The 24,320-nt window shown below is 60.5% G+C and carries 21 protein-coding genes; 4 read left to right on the forward strand and 17 right to left on the reverse strand.

Features of this window, described 5'->3' with window-relative positions; translation table 11 throughout:
• Positions 1–3: 3 nt before the first annotated feature.
• The 12 genes from ACOYXE_RS19830 to ACOYXE_RS19885 all read right to left on the reverse strand — a co-directional run bounded on the left by ACOYXE_RS19830 (position 4) and on the right by ACOYXE_RS19885 (position 15,001).
• Positions 4–1,938: a methyl-accepting chemotaxis protein gene (locus tag ACOYXE_RS19830; RefSeq protein ID WP_405122426.1), complete on the reverse strand. Its 1,935-nt coding sequence runs from the start codon at positions 1,936–1,938 to the stop codon at positions 4–6.
• Positions 1,939–2,078: 140 nt separating this feature from the next.
• Complete coding sequence (locus tag ACOYXE_RS19835; RefSeq protein WP_007915835.1) at positions 2,079–3,368, reverse strand: adenylosuccinate synthase; 1,290 nt, start codon at positions 3,366–3,368, stop codon at positions 2,079–2,081.
• A gap of 54 nt (positions 3,369–3,422) precedes the next feature.
• Complete coding sequence (locus ACOYXE_RS19840) at positions 3,423–4,610, reverse strand: ATP phosphoribosyltransferase regulatory subunit (RefSeq protein WP_007915833.1); 1,188 nt, start codon at positions 4,608–4,610, stop codon at positions 3,423–3,425.
• Between the two features lie 313 nt (positions 4,611–4,923).
• A complete protein-coding gene (gene hflC / locus ACOYXE_RS19845) occupies positions 4,924–5,793 on the reverse strand; it encodes a protease modulator HflC (protein WP_007915830.1) in 870 nt (289 codons plus the stop codon).
• Entirely contained in the window at positions 5,793–6,965 is a 1,173-nt protein-coding gene (hflK, locus tag ACOYXE_RS19850) for an FtsH protease activity modulator HflK (protein ID WP_160055348.1), read from the reverse strand. Before hflK ends, hflC begins: the two co-directional genes overlap by 1 nt.
• A 96-nt stretch (positions 6,966–7,061) precedes the next feature.
• Positions 7,062–8,363 (reverse strand): ribosome rescue GTPase HflX, encoded by a 1,302-nt coding sequence (gene hflX, locus ACOYXE_RS19855; protein WP_122593812.1) that lies wholly within the window; start codon positions 8,361–8,363, stop codon positions 7,062–7,064.
• Positions 8,364–8,375: 12 nt separating this feature from the next.
• Complete coding sequence (gene hfq, locus ACOYXE_RS19860) at positions 8,376–8,636, reverse strand: RNA chaperone Hfq (protein ID WP_007902656.1); 261 nt, start codon at positions 8,634–8,636, stop codon at positions 8,376–8,378.
• A gap of 95 nt (positions 8,637–8,731) precedes the next feature.
• Positions 8,732–9,703: a tRNA (adenosine(37)-N6)-dimethylallyltransferase MiaA gene (miaA, locus tag ACOYXE_RS19865; RefSeq protein ID WP_460926485.1), complete on the reverse strand. Its 972-nt coding sequence runs from the start codon at positions 9,701–9,703 to the stop codon at positions 8,732–8,734.
• Positions 9,703–11,604 carry a DNA mismatch repair endonuclease MutL gene (gene mutL, locus ACOYXE_RS19870; RefSeq protein ID WP_174244491.1) on the reverse strand — a complete coding sequence of 634 codons (1,902 nt, stop codon included), beginning with the start codon at positions 11,602–11,604 and terminating at the stop codon, positions 9,703–9,705. Before mutL ends, miaA begins: the two co-directional genes overlap by 1 nt.
• A gap of 8 nt (positions 11,605–11,612) precedes the next feature.
• The gene (locus ACOYXE_RS19875; protein WP_371748301.1) at positions 11,613–12,986 is read right to left on the reverse strand and encodes an N-acetylmuramoyl-L-alanine amidase; all 1,374 of its coding nucleotides are present in this window, start codon (positions 12,984–12,986) and stop codon (positions 11,613–11,615) included.
• Positions 12,987–13,043: 57 nt separating this feature from the next.
• A complete protein-coding gene (gene tsaE / locus ACOYXE_RS19880; protein WP_160055339.1) occupies positions 13,044–13,514 on the reverse strand; it encodes a tRNA (adenosine(37)-N6)-threonylcarbamoyltransferase complex ATPase subunit type 1 TsaE in 471 nt (156 codons plus the stop codon).
• A complete protein-coding gene (locus ACOYXE_RS19885; protein WP_160055336.1) occupies positions 13,502–15,001 on the reverse strand; it encodes an NAD(P)H-hydrate dehydratase in 1,500 nt (499 codons plus the stop codon). Before ACOYXE_RS19885 ends, tsaE begins: the two co-directional genes overlap by 13 nt.
• A gap of 63 nt (positions 15,002–15,064) precedes the next feature.
• Here ACOYXE_RS19885 and queG point away from each other — a divergent pair, with 63 nt between their 5' ends.
• Positions 15,065–16,144, forward strand: coding sequence for a tRNA epoxyqueuosine(34) reductase QueG (gene queG, locus ACOYXE_RS19890; RefSeq protein WP_160055333.1), 1,080 nt, complete (start codon positions 15,065–15,067; stop codon positions 16,142–16,144).
• On the opposite strand, the gene ACOYXE_RS19895 is transcribed toward queG, so the two are convergent.
• Positions 16,126–16,737: a trimeric intracellular cation channel family protein gene (locus ACOYXE_RS19895; protein ID WP_095120635.1), complete on the reverse strand. Its 612-nt coding sequence runs from the start codon at positions 16,735–16,737 to the stop codon at positions 16,126–16,128. The genes queG and ACOYXE_RS19895 overlap by 19 nt on opposite strands.
• A gap of 92 nt (positions 16,738–16,829) precedes the next feature.
• Positions 16,830–17,372, reverse strand: a complete 543-nt coding sequence (orn, locus tag ACOYXE_RS19900) for an oligoribonuclease (RefSeq protein ID WP_077570608.1) — start codon at positions 17,370–17,372, stop codon at positions 16,830–16,832.
• A 107-nt stretch (positions 17,373–17,479) separates the two neighbouring features.
• Here orn and rsgA point away from each other — a divergent pair, with 107 nt between their 5' ends.
• Positions 17,480–18,511 carry a small ribosomal subunit biogenesis GTPase RsgA gene (rsgA, locus tag ACOYXE_RS19905; protein WP_038360332.1) on the forward strand — a complete coding sequence of 344 codons (1,032 nt, stop codon included), beginning with the start codon at positions 17,480–17,482 and terminating at the stop codon, positions 18,509–18,511.
• A 48-nt stretch (positions 18,512–18,559) separates the two neighbouring features.
• On the opposite strand, the gene ACOYXE_RS19910 is transcribed toward rsgA, so the two are convergent.
• The 3 genes from ACOYXE_RS19910 to motA form a co-directional block, all read right to left on the reverse strand.
• A complete protein-coding gene (locus ACOYXE_RS19910; RefSeq protein ID WP_160055330.1) occupies positions 18,560–19,723 on the reverse strand; it encodes a sterol desaturase family protein in 1,164 nt (387 codons plus the stop codon).
• A 91-nt stretch (positions 19,724–19,814) separates the two neighbouring features.
• Positions 19,815–20,891 (reverse strand): flagellar motor protein MotB, encoded by a 1,077-nt coding sequence (motB, locus tag ACOYXE_RS19915; protein WP_460926486.1) that lies wholly within the window; start codon positions 20,889–20,891, stop codon positions 19,815–19,817.
• 3 nt (positions 20,892–20,894) lie between these two features.
• On the reverse strand, positions 20,895–21,746 hold the full coding sequence (gene motA / locus ACOYXE_RS19920) for a flagellar motor stator protein MotA (protein ID WP_007952169.1): 852 nt from the start codon (positions 21,744–21,746) through the stop codon (positions 20,895–20,897).
• 166 nt (positions 21,747–21,912) lie between these two features.
• On the opposite strand from motA, the gene ACOYXE_RS19925 reads away from it, so the two are divergent.
• Positions 21,913–23,451, forward strand: a complete 1,539-nt coding sequence (locus ACOYXE_RS19925) for an HDOD domain-containing protein (RefSeq protein ID WP_160055324.1) — start codon at positions 21,913–21,915, stop codon at positions 23,449–23,451.
• A gap of 42 nt (positions 23,452–23,493) precedes the next feature.
• Complete coding sequence (rhdA, locus tag ACOYXE_RS19930) at positions 23,494–24,309, forward strand: thiosulfate sulfurtransferase (protein WP_160055321.1); 816 nt, start codon at positions 23,494–23,496, stop codon at positions 24,307–24,309.
• Positions 24,310–24,320 lie beyond the last annotated feature (11 nt).

Genomic DNA, 24,320 nt, shown 5'->3' on the forward strand with positions numbered 1-24,320 from the left:
ATCTTAAGCCCTGAACTGTCCCAGGCTTGCCTTCAGTTGCGCCGCCAGACCATCCAGCACCTTGCCACTCGCCGTGGTCTCCACCACCGCCTGCGCCGCTTTCTCGGCCTGCGCATGAATCGTCTCGACGCGCCCGCGCACTGCCTGCGCACCTTGCGCTTGATGGGCCGCAGCCTGCGTTGCCAGGCCAATCGCCGCATGCACCTGCTCGACCGACGCCTGCACCGACTGCTGCAATCGCGCACTGTCGCGCAACACCAGCAAACCTTCGCTGGCCTGGCGCCCGGCCTGACCGATCGCCTCGACCGCCTCACGTGCGCCCTGCTGTAGAGCGACGATGTGCGCCTGAATGTCGCCGGTAGAGCTTTGTGTCTTGCTCGCCAGCGCACGTACTTCGTCGGCCACCACCGCAAAACCACGCCCGGTCTCGCCCGCGCGCGCTGCTTCAATGGCAGCGTTGAGCGCCAGCAGGTTGGTCTGCTCGGCAATTCCGTGAATCACCGTCAACACCACTTCAATCTGCTCGCTCTGCTGCGCCAGTCGCTCGATCACTTTCGCCCCGGTATCGACCTGCCCCGCCAGCGCCTCGATCAGACTGCCGACCTTGGCGGACGTACGAGTGTTTTCGTCAGTCGCCTGGCGAATATCCACAACCTGCTTCAACGCGGCCTGCATGGCATGGCTTTCCGACTGCGCCTCATCAGCCATTTGCGACAGTGCGCGCAGACTCTCCGCCACTTCATCACGCTGCATGCCCGCCGCCGCATCCGCACCGGCATTGCGCAGGGTCATCGCGCCAATCTCGACGCCGGTGCGCTGCGCAACATCGCCCGCCTCGCGCACGATCGGCTGTAACTTATCCACAAAGCGATTGACCGCCGAAGCCATGTCGCCGATTTCGTCCTTGCTGTTGATCTGTACTCGCTTGGTCAGGTCGCCCTCGCCCGCCGCCAGGTCATCCATGGCTGCGTTGAGCATCTTCAGGCGATTGACCACACGATGGCCCAACACTACCGCCAGCAACAGCAGCACACCACAACCGACCAGCGCCAGACCCAGGCCAATGCGCCAGCGCAAGGTTGCCGCTGCTTCCTGAACGGTATTGGCAGTATTGGATTTCATCTCGGTCGCAGTGGACTGCGCCGACTGCAGGCGCGACTGCATGGCTTTGGCACTGTCTGCGGCAGCGCCCTTGAGACTGTCGCCGACCAACTGATCACTGCTGGCGATCAACGCCGAGAAGCGCTTGTCCAGCGCCGCCAGATCGGTTTCCATCGAGGCCGTGGACACCCCCATCAGCACCTTGCCGATTTCCACGCCGTTGGGATTGATCGAGGCTTCAAGGTAGTAAACCGACGGATCGTTCTTGGCCGCATCCAGCACTTTATCCAGCGCGCGTTCGCCTTGGCCTTTTTCCAGCAAGGCCTTGTTGATCGGGTTTTCGCGATTGAGATAGCGGGTCAGGTGCTGGCCGGTGGCGTCGTCGTAGACGACGAACAACACATTGGGATTGCGCTGGGCCCGGCGGGCGAACTCGGACAGGGTCGGCACGTCGCTGTCCCACATGGCACGCGGCGCCACCGAGGCGAGCAACTGCGCCATGTCATTGGCCGAATCCTTCAGATCTTTTTCCAGCGTCGCACGCAACTGCGCCTGCTCGTCTTTCAGTCGCAAAGACAGGCCAGCGGTCAGCCGCTGACGGGTACTGGCGGATAAGGCATCAAGACTCGACGTGACTTCACGCCCGGCCTGCTCCAGCTCGCCGGAGAGTTTCTGGCTGTCGGCGCCGAGGCGCACCGCCAAATCTGCTTCCAGCGCCGTGACGGTGCTCCGCGTCAGGGCAACCGCCACCAGCACCTGCACCAAAAGGGCGATACCAAGGGTAACGAACACGGGGCGCAACAAACGGCTTTGTAACAGTGAGAGAACGGCCGACACTGTGAATACCTCTACTTCTGACGCCATTAATTTGATGGCACTCTTGTAGACAGATTCACAGCAAAGGTCATGCCGTCCAACAGGCATAAACGACAAAGGCCCCGATGAAGGGGCCTTTGTTTTTTTACATCAACGACTTATCAAGCAAACGGATGACGCAGAACGATGGTTTCGTTACGGTCCGGGCCCGTCGAAATAATGTCGATCGGCGCGCCGATCAACTCTTCAACGCGCTTGATGTAGGCACGAGCGTTAGCCGGCAGCTCTTCCAGGGTTTTGGCACCCACGGTCGATTCGGTCCAGCCCGGCACTTCTTCGTACACAGGCTGCAGGCCTACGTAGCTGTCAGCATCGGTCGGAGCAACAGCGTTGCCTTCGGCATCTTTGTAGCCGACGCAGATGTTGATGGTTTCCAGACCGTCGAGCACGTCCAGCTTGGTCAGGCAGATTCCCGAGATGCTGTTCACATCGATAGCGCGACGCAGGATAACGGCATCGAACCAGCCGCAACGACGGGCACGGCCGGTGGTCGCGCCGAACTCGTGACCTTGCTTGGCCAGGTGTGCACCGACATCGTCGAACAGCTCAGTCGGGAATGGACCCGAACCAACGCGAGTGGTGTAAGCCTTGGTGATGCCCAGGATGTAATCCAGGAACATCGGGCCAACGCCGGAACCGGTCGCCACGCCACCGGCGGTGGTGTTGGAGCTGGTCACGTACGGGTAGGTACCGTGGTCGATGTCGAGCAACGAACCCTGAGCGCCTTCGAACATGATGTCTTTGCCTGCGCGACGCAGGTCGTGCAGCTCAGCGGTGACGTCGAGCATCAGCGGCTTGAGCAGCTCAGCGTACTCCTTGCACTCGGCCAAGGTTTTCTCGAACTCGATGGCAGGCTCTTTGTAGTAACCGACCAGCATGAAGTTGTGGTAATCCACCAGTTCACGCAGCTTGTCTTCGAAGCGCGGCATGTTCAGCAGGTCGCCAACACGCAGGCCACGACGAGCAACCTTGTCTTCGTAAGCCGGGCCGATGCCGCGACCGGTGGTACCGATCTTCAGCTCGCCACGGGCCTTTTCACGGGCCTGGTCCAGCGCCACGTGGAAGGACAGGATCAGCGGGCAGGACGGGCTGATACGCAGGCGCTCACGCACCGGTACGCCTTTCTCTTCCAGCTTGGTGATCTCGCGCAGCAGGGCGTCAGGTGCAACCACCACGCCGTTGCCGATCAGGCACTGCACGCCTTCGCGCAGCACGCCCGACGGGATCAGGTGCAGGACGGTTTTTTCGCCGTCGATCACCAGTGTGTGGCCAGCGTTGTGGCCACCTTGGTAGCGCACTACGGCGGCAGCATGTTCGGTCAGCAGATCAACGATCTTGCCTTTGCCCTCATCACCCCATTGGGTGCCCAGGACTACGACATTCTTACCCATAACACTTGTCCTCATTCGCGCAAACTTGGTGCCGGCGATGGCCGGCAGGAAAACTCAAGAAGCCAATGGCGATACTTGCCAAAGCCCGTTCTGCTGAATCAATTGCCGGTCGCAGTCCGCATCACGGGCGGCGGCCAAAGGTTGTCCAGGCAACGCCTGAACGACACGCTGACCCTCACTGCGCAACTGGCAAACCTGCTGCCAGAGTGCCGCATCCGTACTGTCAGGCATCCAGATACCGCCAGACGGTAGCTCGATCTCAGCACGCCCCAGGGTCACCAGGGTTTTCAAATCGGTGGAAAAACCAGTCGCCGGACGCGCGCGACCAAAATCCGCGCCGATGTCGTCGTAGCGACCGCCCTGAGCGATGGACTGGCCAACGCCCGGCACGAACACTGCGAACACCACACCGGTGTGATAGTGGTAGCCGCGCAGCTCACCCAGGTCGAAGTACAGCGGCAGCTCCGGGAAGCGTGCCGACAGCCGCTCGGCGATCGCCAGCAAGTCTTCCAGTGCCGCCAAAACCGGCGCCGGCGCATTGGCCAGTCGTTCGCGGGCAGCGCTCAACACCTCACGACCGCCACACAGGTCAACCAGCGCCCGCAGCATGCCGGACAGGTCGGCCGGCAAGCCTTCGGTCAAGGTAATGACCTCGTCGATGGCCTTGCGTTGCAACGCATCGAACAGCTGTTGCTCTACTTCACCGGACAGACCGGCGGCACGCGCCAGACCACGGTAGATGCCGACATGACCGAGATCCATGTGCACATCCGGCACGTCGGCCAGTTGCAGCATGGCCAGCATCAAGCTGATCACTTCAACGTCGCTGCTCGGGCTGGCGTCGCCGTACAACTCGGCGCCCAACTGGATCGGGCTGCGCGAGGACGACAGTGCACGCGGCTGCGCATGCAGCACGCTGCCGGCGTAGCACAGACGGCTCGGGCCTTCGCGACGCAGGGTGTGCGCATCGATACGCGCCACTTGCGGCGTGATGTCGGCACGGAAACCCATCTGCCGGCCCGATTGCGGGTCGATGACCTTGAAGGTACGCAGATCCAGGTCCTGGCCCGCGCCGGTCAGCAGGGATTCCAGGTACTCGATATGGGGAGTCACGACAAACTCGTAACCCCAGCTCTGGAACAGATCCAACACCTGACGACGCGCAACTTCAATGCGCGCCGCTTCCGGTGGCAGTACTTCTTCGATGCCATCTGGCAGCAGCCAGCGGTCTACCGTTGCCATTACGCCATTCCCCTTTGATCCGGGCGGCCAGCCTGCGGGCGAGCCTTGAGTGAAGCAGAAAATGACTGAACCGTTCAAAACGCACGCGCATGAACGACGCGGCGAAAGGCCTGTTAGCGGCTTCGCCCATCACTTTCCTCGAAATACTCTCGGGCCATTCAACCCGATGCCTGCAACAAAACACAGCAATCAAACGTGCAGACGCAAAAAAGCCGGGAATTTCCCGGCTGCCGCATCATACACACGTTTTCCCAAAGGATCACCCCGCCCGAGGTTTTAGCCGCCGGGCGGAATGATTCAGGTCAACGGCGTATCAAGGCTTGGCCTTTTCCAGGTAGTGGAAAAAGTCGCTGCTTGGGTCGAGGACCAATACGTCGGATTTGTTCGCGAAGCTTTCACGGTAGGCGCGCAGGCTACGGTAGAAACTGTAGAACTCCTGATCCTGACCATAGGCCTTGGAATAAATCGCAGCGGCCTGGGCATCACCGTCACCGCGAACCTCTTCGGATTCACGATAGGCTTCTGCCAGCAACACGCGGCGCTGACGATCGGCGTCGGCACGGATGCCTTCAGCCAGCTCGTTACCCTTGGCGCGGTGCTCGCGAGCTTCACGCTCACGCTCGGTGCTCATACGTTCGAACACGCTGCGGTTTACTTCTTTAGGCAGATCGATGGTCTTGACCCGGACATCGACCACTTCGATACCCAGCTCTTTTTCCGCCATCTTGTTCAGCGAAGCAGTGATGTCAGCCATCAGTGCGTCACGCTCACCCGACACCACTTCGTGCAGGGTGCGCTTACCGAACTGGTCACGCAGACCGGATTCCAGACGACGGGACAGACGCTCGTCGGCGATTTGCTTGAGGCCGGAAGTTGCGGTGTAGAAGCGCTCGGCATCTTTCACGCGCCACTTGGCATAAGCGTCGACCATCACGGCTTTCTTTTCCAGGGTCAGGAAACGCTGTGTCGGTGCATCCAGCGTCATCAGACGTGCGTCGAATTTACGCACTTGGTTAACGTAAGGCACTTTCACATGCAGACCCGGCTGAACATCGGCCTGAACCACACGACCGAATTGCAGCAGCACCGCACGCTCGGTCTGAGCGACGATGTAGAAGCAGTTCCAGCCCACCAGCACGACAACGACGCCAACAATAAGGGCGATCAGCGATTTATTGCTCATCAGCGGGTCTCCCTTGTGCGCGACTGCGGCAGGTCAGTGACATGCGGCGTGACGTCCGTGTTGTTGCTGGCGGCAGCCGAACCGGTGACCGGTGCATTGCTGCCCGAACTGTTCTGAATCATTTTGTCCAACGGCAGGTAAAGCAGGTTGCTCTGGCCGTTCTTGTTGCCGGTCACGAGTACCTTGCTGGTGTTGCTGAAGACTTCCTGCATGGTGTCCAGGTACAGACGCTGGCGGGTGACTTCAGGTGCCTTGCGATACTCGGCGACCAGTTTGGTAAAGCGATCAGCTTCACCCTTGGCACGCGAGACCGTCTCGTCACGGTAACCGTTGGCATCCTCAAGGATACGCTGGGCCTGACCACGGGCTTCCGGCACGACGCCGTTGGCGTAGGTTTCAGCCTGGTTGCGCGAACGCTGCTCGTCTTCACGGGCGCGGATCACATCGTCAAAGGCTTCCTGCACTTCACGCGGTGCCGCTGCGCTCTGTACGTTGACCTGAGTGACGGTGATACCGGTGCGATAGGTATCGAGGAAACGTTGCAGACGCTCCTTGATTTCGCTGGCCATCAATTCACGACCTTCGGTCAGCACCTGGTCCATGGCGGTGGAACCCACCACGTGGCGCAGGGCGCTGTCGGTCGCATGTTGCAGGCTGATTTCCGGCTGATCGACGTTCAGCACGAAGTCCTGCAGGTTGCTGATCTTGTACTGCACGGTCAGCGGCACTTCGACGATGTTCTCGTCTTCGGTCAGCATCTGGCCCTGCTTGGTGTAGGCACGCTCACGCGTGACGTTTTCCATGTACTTTTTATCGATCGGCGGGAAGTAGATGTTCAGGCCCGGGCCGACAGTCTCGTAGTACTTGCCGAAGCGCAGCACCACGGCTTGCTCCTGCTCGTCCACTACGTAAACCGCGCTGTACAGCCAGACAGCCGCCAGCACAACGAGGCCGATCCCGAGCAGACCGCCGAAGCCGCCTCTGCTCTTGCCCGAACCACCGCCGTCATCACCACGTTTCTTACCACCACCGAACAACCCGTTCAGGCTTTCCTGCAGCTTTCGGAAGGCCTCGTCGAGATCCGGTGGCCCCTTGCGGTCGCCGTTATTGCGGCGTTTGCCACCCCAAGGATCCTGATTATTCGAGTTGCCACCCGGCTCATTCCAAGCCATAGCGCTCTCCATCTGATAAAGCAAAGACGCACCCACGGCGCGCCGACCAATGCTACAGAATGCCTGCCGTTGCGGCACAACCGCTTTGTCAGGCTTTTATTGCAAAGTGTGTTGCTCGATGAATTCCATCGGCTGCAATCCTTCGCGGCTTACCAGTCGATTCAACTCGACACGGGGCAAACGAACGGCCAGCAAACTGATGCCTTCTTCGTCGTGCTCTTCTTTCTGCACCGCACCGAGTTCGAAAAACTGCGCACGCAGTCGCGCGAATCGTTGCGGCAAGCGCAAGGTACCGATAAACAAATCACTGCCAAGCAATTCGGCGATGGCTTGTTCAAGCAATTCCAGACCACTGCCATCACGCGCCGACAGCCAGACCCGCTGGGGCTTGCCGTTTTCGTCGCGCTGGATTTGTGGCTCAACACCTTCAAGCAAATCGAGTTTGTTATAGACCTCGAGGATCGGCAAGTCCTGGGCACCAATCTCGCCCAGCACCACCATCACCTGCTCGATCTGCAACATGCGATCCGGTTCGGCCGCATCGATCACGTGCAACAGCAGATCGGAATTGCTCGACTCTTCGAGGGTAGACCGAAATGCTTCGACCAGCTTGTGCGGCAAGTGACGAATGAAGCCCACCGTGTCCGCTAGAACGATCGGCCCCAGGTCGTCAATGTCGAGACGGCGCAGGGTCGGGTCCAGCGTGGCGAACAATTGGTCGGCCGCGTAGACATCGGATTTCGTCACGTTGTTGAAGAGCGTGGATTTGCCGGCGTTGGTATATCCCACCAGAGACACGGTAGGGATATCCGCACGGGAGCGGCCGCGTCGCGATTGCTCGCGCTGGCTGCGCACCTTCTCGAGCCGGCCCTTGATCTGGCGTAGGCGAACCCGCAGCAAACGGCGGTCGGTTTCCAGTTGGGTTTCACCTGGACCGCGCATGCCGATACCGCCACCCTGACGTTCAAGGTGAGTCCAGCCGCGAACCAGCCGCGTGCTCATGTGGTCAAGCTGGGCCAGTTCAACCTGGAGCTTGCCTTCATGGGTGCGGGCGCGCTGGGCAAAAATATCGAGAATCAGACCGGTACGGTCGATCACGCGACACTCGAAAACACGTTCGAGGTTACGTTCCTGACTGGGCGTGAGGATGTGATTGAAAATCACCAGATCGGCTTCTTCAGCCTTGACCAGGTCGCGCAGTTCCTCGACCTTGCCGCTGCCGATCAGAAATTTGGCGGTTGGCCGATGACGCGGCACGTTAAAAAACGCAACGGTCTCGGCGCCGGCCGAATTAGCCAATTCCTGAAACTCCTGCGGATCTTCGCGCGCCTCAGGGTCCTGTCCATCCAAGTGAACGAGGATCACTCGCTCACCACCACCGTGGCGCTCAAAGAACAAAGGAGACTCCTATCAGGCGTTACCTGGCTCAGCGTCACCTGCTTCGGATTCGGTTGCGCTAGGCAGACGAATTGGACGAACCGGCACTACTGTCGAGATAGCGTGTTTGTAAACCATTTGGCTCACGGTGTTTTTCAGCAGGATCACGAACTGGTCGAACGACTCGATCGTGCCTTGCAGTTTGATACCGTTGACCAGATAGATGGAAACCCCAACTTTCTCTTTACGTAAAGTATTCAAGTAAGGGTCTTGTAGCGAATGCCCTTTTGACATGTGCCGCACTCCTTTAAGGATTCAATAATAAAAAATAGGTAATTCAGATGGCTTTGGCCGCCACACCCCCAAGGATAGACGGCAATTGCAAGGACTCAGCTCAATATGGAGATGGTCCCAAGGTATTTCAAGGCGCGTGGCAGATTGTCGCAATCAAGACTGTCCAGCCAGTGTAGATCTTCCCAGCTGCGCAGCCAGGTGAACTGGCGTTTGGCCAATTGGCGCGTGGCGATGATGCCGCGCTCCTGCATGTCGGCCAACGTCAGCTTGCCATCCAGGTAATCCCAGACTTGGCGGTAGCCTACCGCACGTATAGACGGCAACCCTGAATGCAGGTCACTTCTTTTACGCAGGGCTACGACCTCGTCGATGAATCCCTGTTCCAACATAATTGTGAATCTTTGTTTAATGCGCTCGTGCAGTACCTGGCGGTTTGCCGGGGCAATGGCCAAGTTCGCGACAGTATAGGGCAATTGTTGCAGTCCCGAAGCGGCTGCTTCAGTACTTTGCGCAGATTGTTGCTGGCGCAGCGCAGTCATGCTCTGACCGCTGACTCGGTAAACTTCCAGCGCGCGACTCAGGCGCTGCGGATCGTTCGGGTGAATCCGCGCCGCGGACACCGGATCGATGACCGCCAATTGGTCGTGCAGGGCTTGCCAGCCAAGGCGTGCAGCCTCTTCTTCGATCTGCGCGCGAACCTCGGCATCGGCCGCTGGCATATCCGCCAGACCTTCGACCAAAGCCTTGTAATAGAGCATCGTACCGCCCACCAACAGCGGAATTTTTCCGCGCGAGGTGATCTCGGCCATGGCTTGCAGGGCGTCACGACGAAAATCCGCAGCCGAATAGGCTTCAGCCGGATCAAGGATATCGATCAAACGGTGCGGATATTCGGCCAGCAGTTCTTTCGAAGGCTTGGCGGTGCCGATGTCCATGCCGCGATAGACCAGCGCCGAATCGACACTGATCAACTCGCACGGCAGCACCTTGGTCAGCTCGATGGCCAGATCGGTCTTGCCCGCAGCGGTCGGGCCCATCAGGAAAATCGCTGGAGGTAGCTGGCTCATCAACGACCGCGCAGGAACAGTTTGTCCAGATCGTCCAGGCCCAATTGGGTCCAGGTCGGTCGGCCATGGTTGCATTGACCGCTGCGCTCGGTGTTTTCCATGTCACGCAGCAGGCCGTTCATTTCCGGCAGGGCCAGGCGCCGGTTGGCGCGAATCGCGCCGTGACAGGCCATGGTGCCGAGCAATTCGTTGAGGTGCGCCTGAATCCTGTCGCTGGTGCCGTACTCCATCAGATCCGACAGCACGTCACCGACCAGACGGTTGGCTTCGGCCTGCTTCAACAAAGCCGGGATCTGGCGGATCGCCAGGGTTTCCGGGCCCAGACGCTGCAATTCAAAGCCCAGTCGCTGGAACCATGCGGCGTGCTCTTCAGCACAATCGGCCTCGCGCTGACTGACCGCCAGCGATTCCGGCACCAGCAATGGCTGGCCACTGAGGCCTTCGCTGGCCATGGCGATTTTCAGACGCTCATACATGATCCGTTCATGGGCGGCATGCATATCCACCAACACCAGACCTTGAGCGTTCTCGGACAGAATGTAGATGCCCTTGAGCTGCGCCAGTGCGTAACCGAGCGGCGGAATATCTTCCTGACCAGCCGGCAGTGCGTTGGCATTGGCCTCAGGCAGCGGCGCGAAAAACTCGCGGTATGCGGCCTGCGCCTCGGCAGCCGGCGGCACCGCCGATTGCGGGCGCGGCGTGTATTGATACTGGTAAGCGCCGCCAGCACCGGCACCGGACGAGGTATTGAACGCCGGTTGCGCCTGCGGCTGTTCCAGCAGCGCATTGGCCGCCAGACGCATTTCGCCCTGTGGGCCGAACTCACCGGCATCGAGGCCGCTTGGGCGGACGATCGCAGTGGTGACAGAACCGGCAAGCTGATCTTCCGGACGCACATCGCCCAACGCGCGGTGCAAGGTGCCATAAAGGAAGTCATGCACCATCCGACCGTCTCGGAAGCGCACTTCGTGTTTGGTCGGGTGAACGTTGACGTCGACGGCTGCCGGATCGACCTCGAAGAACAGCGCAAAGGTCGGATGGCGGCCGTTGAACAACACATCGCGATAAGCCTGACGCACCGCATGGGCCACCAGTTTGTCGCGCACCGCCCGGCCATTCACAAAGAAATACTGCAAATCCGCCTGACTACGGTTGAAGGTCGGCAAACCGACCCAGCCCCAAAGATGCAAGCCGTTGCGTTCGATCTCGATCGGCAGCGCCTGCTCAAGGAAGCCCGAGCCGCAGATTGCCGCCACACGCCGGGCACGGGCCGCGTCATCGTGGGCCTCATGCAGACTGAGAATGGTCTTGCCGTTGTGGCGCAGATGAAACGCGACGTCGAAACGCGCCAGCGCCAGACGCTTGATCACTTCTTGCAGATGATCGAATTCGGTTTTTTCGGTCTTGAGGAATTTGCGCCGCGCCGGGGTGTTGAAGAACAGATCGCGGACTTCCACCGAAGTGCCGACCGGATGCGCCGCCGGCTGAACACGAGGCGCCATGTCGCGACCTTCGGTTTCGACTTGCCAGGCTTGATCGGCACCACGGGTGCGCGAGGTCAGGGTCAGACGCGCCACGGAGCTGATCGAGGCCAGCGCCTCACCACGGAAACCCAGGCTCATTACCTGTTCAAGGTCTTCGAGGTTGCGGATCTTGCTGGTGGCGTGACGGGCCAGCGCCAACGGCAAGTCATCGGCGGAAATCCCGCTGCCGTCATCACGTACGCGCAGCAGCTTGACCCCGCCCTGCTCGACGTCGACATCAATACGTTTGGCACCGGAGTCGAGGCTGTTTTCCAGCAGTTCCTTGATCACCGAAGCCGGGCGTTCAACCACTTCACCGGCGGCAATCTGGTTCGCCAGCCGTGGGCTGAGCAGTTCGATGCGGGCAGCCGCGTTCAGCACTTCGTTCATTCTTTGGACGCCAGTTCGGTGCCTGGAATGGTCAAGTGCTGACCGACTTTCAGCTCATCGCTTTTCAGGTTGTTGGCGGCACGCAGCGTGGCCGGCGACACCTGATAACGCACGCCGATCATCGCCAGCGTCTCACCCGGGCCGACGCGGTGATCGCGCGGGCCTTGGGCGATCTTGCCGGAATCACGCAGCCAGGCGATGTACGTGCCCGGCGGCGGGTTCTGCTGGAAGAACTGACGCACGCCGCTGCTGATCGAACGCGCCAGCGCTTGCTGGTGGCTCGACGCCGAGAGTTTGTTCGCTTCGTTGGCGTTGGAGATGAAGCCGGTTTCGACCAGGATCGACGGGATGTCCGGCGACTTCAGCACCATGAACCCGGCCTGCTCCACACGCTGTTTGTGCAGTGGCGTGACACGGCCGATGTTGGTCAGGACTTTCTGCCCGACGTTGAGGCTGGAGGTCAGCGAGGCGGTCATCGACAGGTCGAGCAACACGCCCGCGAGCATGCGGTCCTTGTCGTCGAGGCTGACGTTGCCGGCACCACCGATCAAGTCGGAACGGTTTTCGCTGTCGGCCAGCCAACGCGCTGTCTCGGAAGTTGCACCGCGATCAGACAGGGCAAACACCGAGGCGCCGAAGGCGGCCGCAGACGGCGCAGCGTCGGCGTGAATCGAGACGAACAGGTCGGCGCCCTTCTTGCGGGCGATTTCGGTACGGCCGCGCAGCGGGATGAAGTAGTCGCCGGTACGGGTCAATTCGGCGCGGAAGCCTTTCATGCCGTTGACCTGACGCTGCAACTCGCGGGCGATCTGCAATACCACGTCTTTCTCACGCTGACCGCGCGAGCCGGACGCACCCGGATCTTCGCCGCCGTGGCCGGCATCGATCACGACAATAATGTCGCGTTTGCCGGCTGGGGCTGGTGGCAACTTGATTGCCGGCTCGGTCGGGGTTACCGGGACCGCTGGCACTGTCGCCACCTGCGGCGTTGGCGCAGGCGGCGGGGCGGCGTCGGCCGGGTTATCGAACAGGTCTACCACCAGACGGTTGCCGTACTGCGCGTTCGGCGCCAGCGAGAAGCTTTTCGGGGTGACGGCTTTCTTCAGGTCGATGACCACGCGCAAATCGGTCGGCGTACGCTGGGCCGAACGCATTGCGGTGATCGGCGTGTTCGCAGTCTGCACATTCAGTGGCGCACCGAGGGTGGCGCCGTTGATGTCGATGACCAGTCGATCCGGAGCGGTCAGGGTAAACACGCTGTGCTGCACCGGACCGCTGAGGTCGAAGACCAGTCGCGTGTTGTCCGGCGCCCGCCACAGGCGCACGCTGTTGACCTTCGAATCGGCCACAGCGTTGACGGTTACTGCCATCAACAACAGTCCAGCGGCAGCCACCAACGCGCGAAAGCGCATACCTAACCCCATCATTTAATTGGATTCCAATGCCAAAGCGGCACACCAGGCCTCGCCACGTGAGCCCTGGGATAAAATTTTCAGCGAACGCCCGCTGTCTTGCGGGCTAATGGTAATGGTCAGGTCAGGCTTTGGCAAAAAGCCTGCACCTTTATCGGGCCACTCGATCAGGCAAAGGGCGTCGTCTTCGAAGTAGTCGCGGATGCCGAGAAACTCCAGTTCTTCCGGATCGACCAGGCGATACAGGTCGAAGTGGAAGGCGCGGATGTCACCGATTTCGTAGGGTTCGACCAAGGTGAAGGTCGGACTTTTTACCGAGCCAACGTGGCCCAAGCCACGAATGATGCCCCGCGATAGCGTGGTTTTGCCCATGCCCAGGTTGCCTTCGAGAAAAATCAGCCCGTGGCCTTGAGTCACGCGGGCAATCCGTGCGCCAAAGTCGCTCATGGCCTGTTCATCGGCCAGGTACAGGGTTACTTCAGACACGGTGCTTGCTCCTCCAACAACTGACGAATGGCTGGAATCAGATCACTGGCCGCCAGCCCACGGCCGAATTTTCCTTGTTGCCTACCGGCATTGGCGTGCAGCCAGACGGCCAGGCAGGCAGCATCGAAGCCGTCCATGCCTTGTGCCAGCAGCGCACCGGTCAAACCGGCCAGCACGTCGCCGAGTCCGGCGGTGGCCATGGCCGGATGACCTTGGTGACACAACGCCAGACGGCCATCGGGGTGAGCGATCAGGCTGCCGGCGCCTTTCAACACCACAACCGCTGTATATTTTTTGCTCAATGCCAGCGCCGCCGCCGGACGATCCGCTTGCACTTCGGCGGTGCTGATTCCCAGCAAGCGCGCGGCTTCGCCCGGATGCGGGGTGATCACGCAATCCTTGGGCAACTCAACGAAACCGCTCGCCAGCAGGTTCAATGCGTCGGCGTCCCATACTTGCGGCAGTGCTGCGTTGGCGGCCGCCGACAACAGTGCGCGGCCCCAACTGGCCTGCCCAAGTCCCGGGCCGACCACCAGCACAGAAACTTTCTCCAGCAAACCCATCAACTGATTGGCAGAAGACGCGCCGAGCGCCATGGCTTCCGGCACTCGACTCAGTGCTGCGGGGATATGTTCAGGACGGGTCGCCAGCGACACCATGCCCGCGCCACTGCGCAGGGCCGTTTCGGTGCTGAGCAGAATCGCCCCGCCAAAACCGTGATCGCCGCCGATCAACAGCACATGGCCGAAACGGCCCTTGTGCGAAGTCGGGGCACGCGCCGCCAACCTCGGAAGATTAGCCGTGTTGAGCCTTCGGGCGATAAATGGAATGTCACGATAGATGTCGGCGCGGGCCTGCAAATCGTTAAATACCAATTGGCCGACATGATCCGCTGCGTCGCCGGTGAACAGACCGATTTTCAGCCCGATAAAGGTCACCGTAAGATCAGCCTGCACAGCGGCGCCCAGAACATGCCCGGTGTCGGCGCTCAGACCAGAAGGAATATCGACGGCGGTCACCGGCAAACCGCTGGCGTTGATTGCCTTGATCGCCGAGAGATAAGGCTCGCGCACGTCCCCGCTCAGACCCGTGCCGAGCAATGCATCGAGAATGACGCCGCGTAATTCGCTTTCAGCCTGCCAGGCCTGCACCGCAACACCTTCCGCCAACGCTTCGGCATGGGCCTGCGCGGCATCGCCCTGCAAACGCTGCGGATCGCCGACCGCCAACACCCGCACCTGCCAGCCGGCTCGCTGCGCCAAGGCCGCGACCAGATAACCGTCACCGGCATTGTTGCCATGCCCGGCCAGCACCGTCAGTTCAGTCGCCGACGGCCATTGCCGCACCAGTGCTCGCCACGTCGAATGGGCCGCGCGCTGCATCAATTCGAAGCCCGGCGTACCGGCGGCAATCAGCCGTGCATCGAGTTCGCGCACCTGTGCGGCGCCATACAGCGCGTCGGGTAATTGATCTTTCGTGTGCGGCATGCGTCTTCGGGCTCCGATGTCTGGCAGAATTATACGCACCTCAGCTCCGGTTTCTCTCGCCTCATGTCCGCCATCACCACAGACCTGCCCGCCCTCGCCCAATCGATCAAGGATTGGGGTCGCGAGCTGGGCTTTCAGCAAGTCGGCATCAGCGGCCTGGATCTGGCCGAGCATGAGCAGCATCTCGCGCGCTGGCTCGAGGCCGGCTACCACGGCGAAATGGACTACATGGGCGCCCATGGCAGCAAACGCTCGCACCCGGAAGAGCTGGTGCCGGGCACGTTGCGCGTGGTCTCGCTGCGCATGGACTACCTGCCGGGCGATACGCAAATGGCGCAAATGCTGGCGCAACCGGAAAAAGCTTACGTGTCGCGTTATGCCTTGGGCCGCGATTACCACAAATTGATCCGTAAACGTGTGCAGCAATTGGCCGACAAGATTCAATCGGAGATTGGCCCGTTCGGTTTCCGCGCGTTTGTCGACAGCGCGCCCGTGCTGGAAAAAGCCATTGCCGAACAGGCCGGGCTGGGCTGGATCGGCAAAAACACCCTGGTGCTGAATCGCAAGGCCGGCAGCTATTTTTTCTTGAGCGAACTGTTCGTCGATCTACCGTTGCCGGTGGATGAGCCGCACAGCAACGAACACTGCGGCCGCTGTACTGCGTGCCTCGATATCTGCCCGACCAACGCATTCGTCGGCCCTTACGTGCTGGACGCGCGCCGCTGCATTTCCTACCTGACCATCGAACTGAAAAACGCGATCCCCGAAGATTTGCGACCGCTGATCGGCAACCGTGTGTTCGGTTGCGATGACTGCCAGATCGTCTGCCCGTGGAACCGGTTCGCCAAGCACTCCGGGGAAAGCGACTTCAAGCCACGGCACAATCTGGACAACGCTGAACTGGCTGAACTGTTCATGTGGGACGAAGACAAATTTCTCAGCAGTACCGAAGGCTCACCGCTGCGTCGGGCCGGGTATGAACGCTGGCTGCGCAATCTGGCCGTGGGACTGGGCAACGCCCCCTCGAGCATTCCGGTTCTGGAAGCATTGAAGGCGCGCCGTGAATACCCGTCAGCGCTGGTACAAGAGCACGTCGAATGGGCGCTGAAGCAACACGCCAAACGTCAAGGCGCGTCGTTGTAAACGAACTTGGGCATTTCCCAATGAAAGCGAATCGCCAACAAACGCAATAGAAAGCCGCCAAACAGCGTAATCAAAATCGCCTGCTCGCTCGGCACGTTCAGATACAGGCAAAGCATGTAACACCACGCCGCCGCAAACGAGACGCTGGCGTATAGCTCTCGGCGGAAAATCAGCGGTATGTCATTGCAGAAGATATCGCGCAGGATGCCGCCGAAGACGCCAGTGATCACACCGCTGACCGACGCGACCAGCATGCCGTGGCCCATTTCCAGCGCGGTCATGCAGCCAATCAGGGTGAACGCCACCAGGCCGACGGCGTCGAGCACCAGGAACAGCGAACGCAGATGGCGCATCCAGCGCGCGGTGAACACGGTGAACATTGCAGCGACCGAGGTCAGCACCAGGTATTCCGGGTGTTTTACCCAGGTCAGAGGATAATGCCCGAGCAGTACATCGCGCACCGAGCCACCGCCCAAGGCTGTCACGCAGGCGATCAGCACCACGCCAAACCAGTCCATGCCGCGCCGCCCGGCAGAGAGGGCGCCAGTCATGGCTTCAGCAGTAATGGCGATCAGATAGAGCATCAGCAACATGGTGGCGATCCAGGCAGGAAGGCGCGCAGTCTAGCCATTTCAGTGCGGCACCAAAAGGGGGCAATCGCAATGCCCGCCCCCATCGCCAGGCATTAGAACTTGATGAAATGCTTGCGGTAGTGCTGCAACTCGGCGATCGATTCGCGGATGTCGTCCAGCGCCAGGTGCGTGCTGCCTTTCTTGAAGCTGTCGCGCACGTCCGGCGCCCAGCGCGCGGCCAGTTCTTTGAGCGTGGAAACGTCGAGGTTGCGGTAGTGGAAGTAGCTTTCCAGCGACTTCATATGCGTATAAAGGAAGCGGCGATCCTGGCAGATGCTGTTGCCACAGATCGGCGATTTGCCCTTCGGCACCCATTTTTCCAGGAAGGCGATGGTTTCGGCTTCTGCCTCGGCCATGCTGATGCGGCTGTCGCGCACGCGCTGGGTCAGGCCGGAGTTGCCATGGGTACGAGTGTTCCACTCGTCCATGCGGGCCAGCACTTCGTCACTGTGGTGGATGGCGATCACCGGCCCTTCGGCCAACGTGTTCAGATCGCTATCGGTGACGATAGTGGCCATCTCGATGATGACGTCGTTTTCCGGATCCAGACCGGTCATTTCCAGGTCGATCCAGATCAGGTTCTGCGGGTTTGGCATATTTCGGCTCCTAGGCAATGCTGCGCAGTTTAGCCTAGGCCGGTGGCCGGGCGTGCTAAACTCGCGGCCGTTTTACCTAATCGCTGCATTCTTCAGACGGAACACCCATGGCCAAACGCCAACTCAATCGTCGTCAAAACTGGCGCATCGAAAAGATTCAGGGCGAACGCGCCGCACGCGCCGCCAAACGCGAGTCCTCGGCGGTCGAAGCCCTTGAGGGCGGCGATCTGGGCCCGGAGCAAACAGGTCTGGTGATCGCCCACTTCGGTGTGCAGGTCGAGGTCGAAGCTGTTGACGGCGATCAGGCCGGCCAGGTCTTCCGCTGCCACTTGCGCGCCAACCTGCCCGCACTGGTGACCGGTGATACCGTCGTCTGGCGTGCCGGCAATCAGGGCATTGGTGTGATCGTCGCGCAACTGCCGCGCACCACCGAACTGTGCCGCCCGGACAGCCGTGGTCAGCTCAAACCGGTAGCCGCCAACGTCGACATGATCGTCATCGTCTTCGCGCCGCTGCCCGAGCCTCACGCCAACCTGATCGACCGTTATCTGGTTGCTGCCGAACACGCCGGCATCCGTCCATTGCTGCTGCTGAACAAGTTCGACCTGATCGACGAGCAGAACGCCCCGGCGCTCAATGCGCTGCTGGCGGTGTATCGCACGCTGGGTTATCCGGTGCTGGAAGTCTCGGCGCACCACGGCAACGGCATGGAACAACTGCAACAGCAACTCGACGGGCGCATCAGCGTGTTCGTCGGCCAGTCCGGTGTCGGCAAGTCGTCATTGGTCAACAGCTTGCTGCCTGAGGTTGAAACCCGTGTCGGGCCACTGTCCGAACTGTCCGGCCAGGGCACGCACACGACAACCACCGCACGGCTGTTTCACTTCCCTGGCGGCGGTGAACTGATCGATTCCCCGGGTATCCGTGAGTTCGGCCTCGGCCACGTCAGCCGCGCCGATGTCGAAGCAGGCTTCATCGAGTTCGATGATCTGCTCGGCACCTGCCGCTTCCGCGATTGCAAACATGACCGCGAACCGGGTTGTGCGCTGCTCAAGGCACTCGAAGACGGACGCATCCAGCAGCAGCGGATGAACAGCTACCGCTCGATCATCGCCAGCCTGCCGGAAAACGGCTATTAAGTAGCCGGACACAAAAAAGCCGCGATCATCTCGCGGCTTTTTTTTGCCTCAAACGCTGGCGGGCGGTTTTGGCACGACCATTTTCGGCTCAGGTTTCTGAAACGCATACAGATGCTGACGCACAATCCCGCCCGGCAACTCCTTGCCGAACACGCCGTAACGTACCGGCCATTCTTTGGGCGGCAACTTGAAGGTGCCGAACAGCATGTCCACCAGCGGCGTGTGGATGGCGTAGTTCTTGTAGATGTAATCCTTGTGCCGAGCATGGTGCCAATGGTGATAGCGCGGCAGCACGATCAGGTAATTCAGCCAGCCGCCGTTGATCCGCACGTTGGCGTGGGCGAGTACTGCCTGAACACCGACCAGAATCACATAGGCATTCAATGCTTGCGGCGCGAAGCCCAGCAGCATCAACGGCACCAGCACACCGGTTCGGGTCAGCAGGATTTCGATGAAGTGCACACGCGAACCGGCGAGCCAGTCCATGTGCGTACTGGAGTGATGCACCGCGTGGATACGCCACAGCCATGGCACCACATGGTAGAGCCGGTGCAGCCAATATTGACCTAGATCGGCAACCAGGATCGCCAGCAGAAACTGCACAACTAGCGGCAGGCTTTGCACGCTGGTCTGCAAGCTTGGCGACATCGCCCAACCGGCGATGTAACTCGAGGAGGCGGTGATGAAGATCAGGATGAATTGCACCAGCATGTGGCTGACGAAAAAGTAGGTCAGGTCGGTGCGCCAGTGCGGGCGCAGGATGTTTTGCTCGGGATCCTTGGAATAAAGCTTCTCCAGAGGAATGAACACGATCGCCGACACCAGCAGCGCCAGCACAAACCAGTCCAGGCCCAGCGAGTACGGGGTCTGTCCGATCGAACTGACCTGAACATTGGTGCCACCGAGGAATACCGCCAGGCCCGATGCGACCAGACCGGTGATTCCTAGGCGTTTACGCTTGTTAAGGAGGATATTCAGGGTGCCGAGGCTGAATGACAGCACCAGACCAAGCAACAGCGTGGTGCGCGCAAACTGCTCGTCATAGACCTTGCGCAGTTCGGCCGTGGTCAGCCATTCCGGGAAGAGAAAACAAAACACCGCCAACAGGCTCAACAGCCCGAGGGTGGCCGAAATATAGCCACTGACCCGCCCCTCGCCAAATTTGAAGGGTGCGTTGCCATGCCGTTGAAAATAGGCTTTGAGTCTTTCCATTAACTGATCTTCCGTGATTGCGAAAACTGCGACTGGTCATTGCGACGCAGGCAGATACAAAAAAGCCACGGTGACCGTGGCTTTTTGTGAATCACTGCTTCGGCGTGGGGGCCGGTGCAGTAGCTGGCGGAGCAGCGGAGGCAGGCGCCGCGCTCCCCGGTTCAGCCGGTTTTGGCGCGGCGTCGTCGAACAGGTTCAAGCGTTCGCGCAGTTCGTGCGCCGGCACCGGTTGCTGATCCGCCGGCAGTGCATTCGGGTCGACTGGTGCTGCCGGAGCCGCACCATTCTGACCTTGATCCGCCGGTTTCGCCGGATCCGCACCTTGCGAACCTTCGATGGCCGCCTGGGCTTTTTTGGTCAACACCACAATGTCGATGCGGCGGTTGACCGGGTTGAACGGGTTTTCCTTGTCGAACAGCGCCGACGAGGCATAACCGACGACCCGCGCCACTTGCGCATCCGGATAGCTGCCGGCGATCAAGGCACGACGGGCAGCGTTGGCACGGTTGGCCGACAGCTCCCAGTTACCGTAATCACCGGTACCGATATAAGGCTTGGCATCGGTGTGGCCGCTGATGCTGATCTTGTTCGGCACCGCTTTGATGGTGTCAGCCATGGCCAGCAGGATGTCTTCGAAGTACGGCTTCAGACGTGCGGAACCGGAGTCGAACATCGGTCGATTCTCGGCATCCATGATCTGGATGCGCAAGCCATTTGGAGTGATCTCGAAGAGAATCTGATCCTTGAATTTCTGCAGCTGCGGGTTCTCGTCGACCTTGTTCTGCAGTTCTTGCAGGAGCAGCTCCAGACGTTCCTTCTCGACCTGCTCGGCCATGCCTTCAACCTGTTCGGTGTCGACCGTGACCTTGTCGGGTTGCGGCTGCGACTTCACTTCCGGGTTGAGGGTGTTTTCCGGCGCCAGGGTCGGCGTGCCGCCCAGGTCGATGATGTACGGCGTACCGCTTTCGGAAAAGCCGACCGGGTCTTTGAAGTAACCGGCGATGGCGATCTTCTGCTCCGGCGTTGCCGTGGACAACAGCCACAACACCAGGAAGAACGCCATCATCGCCGTGGCGAAGTCGGCGAAAGCGATTTTCCACGCCCCGCCGTGATGCCCGCCGGCTATGCGCTTGACGCGCTTGATGATAATCGGCTGATTATTTTCCATTTCTTAGCGACCGCGAACGGCTTGTTCCAGCTCGGCAAAGCTTGGACGGTGGGCCGGGTACAGCACCTTGCGACCGAACTCGACCGCCAGCGACGGCGGCATGCCGGAAGCAGAAGCCACCAGCGAGGCCTTGATGGCTTCGTAGACGTTCAGCTCTTCCTTGGCATCGTGGGCCAGCGAGTGCGCCAGCGGGCCGAAAAAACCGTACGCCGCGAGAATACCGAAGAAGGTACCGACCAGTGCCGCACCGACGTGCAGACCGATCGACTTCTGATCGCCCTCACCCAGCGAGGCCATGGTCACCACGATACCGAGTACCGCCGCGACGATACCGAAACCGGGCATGGCATCGGCGATGCCGTTCACCGCATGAGATGGATGCTCAAGGTCTTCTTTGAGGCTGTACAGTTCCATGTCGAACAAGCCTTCCAGCTCGTGCGGCGCCATGTTGCCGGACGACATGATGCGCAGGTAATCGCAGATGAACGCGGTCATGCGTTCGTCTTTGAGCACTGCCGGGTACTTGGCGAAGATCGGGCTCGCGGCGGCATCTTCGATGTCGCCTTCGATGGCCATCATGCCTTCGCGGCGGCTCTTGTTGAGGATCTCGTAGATCAGGCCGAGCACTTCCAGATAGAACGTGTGGCTGAAGCGCGAACTGAACATGCTCAGGGATTTCTTGAGCACGTGCATCGTCATGTAGCCGGGATTGGCCTGCAGGAATGCACCGAGTGCAGCACCACCGATGATCATCACCTCGAAAGGCTGGATCAGGGCGGCAATCTTGCCGTGGGAGAGCACGTATCCGCCGAGCACGCTCGCGAATACGACGATGATGCCGATAATTTTAGCCATAGGTAGAAAGTACTTATTTAAGTCGGGTTCAAGGTCATATTCGGAAGTTAAAAAATCTCTTCTTCTACTTATCGGCAAAACTGCGCCAGACTATAGCCAGTTCAGGCGAAAAGCCAATTTAGCCCATGCCGGGCGCGTCTACAGTCAGTGAAGATCCCGTCCAGACATGGCTAATGAAACGAACGTCCCACACGCAAAACCGACCACCATTGACGGCTGGGTAAAGTTGCTCGACAGCGTCCGGCTGCCCGTACCGCAAGACGCTCACGACAAGGTCTGCCGAGCGATCCGTGACAATCGCAGTTCGTTGCGCGACATCGCCGACCTGATGCAGGACAGCCCGGCGCTGGCCTTGAGCATCATCCGTGAGGCGAATCGTCACACCCACGGGACCATGGCCACCCCAGCGGAAAACCTTGAGGTGGCGATCAATCGCCTTGGCCTCGCCCGCACCGAAGAATTGCTGGCGCGCCTGCCCGCCGAACCGCTGATGCAAATCCCCAAGGCGCTGCGCCAATTGCAGATGATCAGCCAGCACGCGACGCAACAGGCCAACGGTTTTTTCGCCAGTCGCCTGGCGCGGCTGTGGCAGGACATTCACTGGGGCAGCCTGCTGTTTCTGTCGCCGCTGTGGCCGATGGCGCTGACGTATCCGCAATTGCTCGAAGAGTGGGAACTGCGGGTTATCCACAAGGGCGAATCGGCCCGCGTAGTCGAAAAACAATTGTTTGGTGTACGCCTGCTGAAAATCGCAGAAGCGTTGGTGCAGGCCTGGCACCTGCCGATCTGGGTGCAGCAGGGTTATAAACTGCTGCTCAGTGAACAACGCGAGCTGGTGAAGGTGCTGCGCATTGCCCGCGACAGCGAACATCCGCTGCGCCAGCAAAATCGCCTTGACGATGACCCGACGTTGCGCCGCTGGCTCAACCAGCCAGCCAACACCGTGCTGCTGGCCAATGGTCTGGCGCTGTCGGCGCAACAAGCCTGGGACAGTCCGCACAGCGAACGCTGGCAGTACCTGACCAGCCTTTATCTGCAAATCTCGATGGACGAGGTGCAGCAGCAACTGCACCAGCAGGCTGCCAACAGTGCACGCCAGCATGCAATGCCCGATCTGTGGCACCCGGCGGTTTCGCTACTGTGGCCATGGGGCACGCACCGTTTGCCGGCAGGCATGTTGCCGGCTGCTGCGCCGAGCGCTGAAGACCTTGGCCAATGGCGCCGCCAATGCGCCGAACTGCTCGCCGAACCGAGCCGCTTCACCAATGCGATGAGCCTGACCGTCGCCGCTCGCGATGCGCTGGTCGCCAGCGGCATGCGCCGGGTGATGATCCTGATGGCCGATCGCACGCAGTCGAATCTGCGCGTGAATCAAACCGCCGGGCTACCGAAAGAAGCAGCGGCGCTGAATTTTGTCGTCAGCCAGAGCAGCGTGCTGCAACGGCTGCTGGCGCAACAGGCACAGGTGCGGATTACCCCGGACAACAACGCGCAGTTCTCCGCGCTGCTGCCGCCGGGCCTGCGCACACTGTTTCGCGGCGAGCATCTGTTCCTGCGCTCACTGGTGAATAACGGCCGGGTAATCATGATTGTGGTCGCCGATCAGGGCGGCGGGCCGTTTGCCGACATCACCGTGCAAGCTTTTGGCAAAACCGCGCAGTGCATCGAAAAAGCCCTGCACAGCTTTAGCAGCCGTGGCCGATGAGGCTGCGCTACAATTCCCCCCTTTGTGCCCTGGAGACCTCACATGTCTGACTTCTCTGGCTTGCCGCTCGTCATCGAGCCGAGCGACCTGCTCCCGCGCCTCGATTCCCCTGAACTGATTCTGGTGGATCTGACCAGCGCTGCCCGCTACACCGAAGGTCATCTGCCCGGCGCACGCTTTGTCGACCCGAAACGCACCCAGCTCGGTCAACCGCCGGCGCCGGGCCTGCTGCCGGCGAAAGCTGATCTGGAGGCGTTGTTCGGTGAACTGGGCCATCGCAAAGACGCGGTCTACGTGGTCTATGACGACGAAGGCGGCGGCTGGGCCGGGCGCTTCATCTGGCTGCTCGACGTCATCGGTCACGACAAGTACCACTATATAGACGGTGGTCTGCCGGCGTGGCTGGCGGATGGTATGCCGATGTCGATCCAGGTTCCGCCGATTGTCGGTGGGCCGCTGGCATTGACCCTGGACGAAGCACCGACTGCCACGCGCGAATACCTGCAAAGCCGTCTCGGCGCTGCCGATCTGGCGATCTGGGATGCGCGCGGGCCGCTGGAGTATTCCGGCGAGAAAGTGCTGGCCGCCAAGGCCGGGCACATTCCCGGCGCGGTCAATTTCGAATGGACTGCCGGCATGGACAAGGCGCGTCAGCTGCGCATCCGTACGGACATGCCGCAGATTCTCGAAGACCTCGGGATCACCAAGGACAAAGAAATCATTACCCACTGCCAGACCCACCACCGGTCGGGCTTCACTTATCTGGTGGCCAAGTCCCTCGGTTATCCGCGGGTCAAGGGCTACGCCGGTTCCTGGGGCGAATGGGGCAACCACCCTGACACGCCAGTCGAGATTTAAGGTTTTTTAAG

The organism is Pseudomonas sp. MC6 (assembly GCF_054790575.1).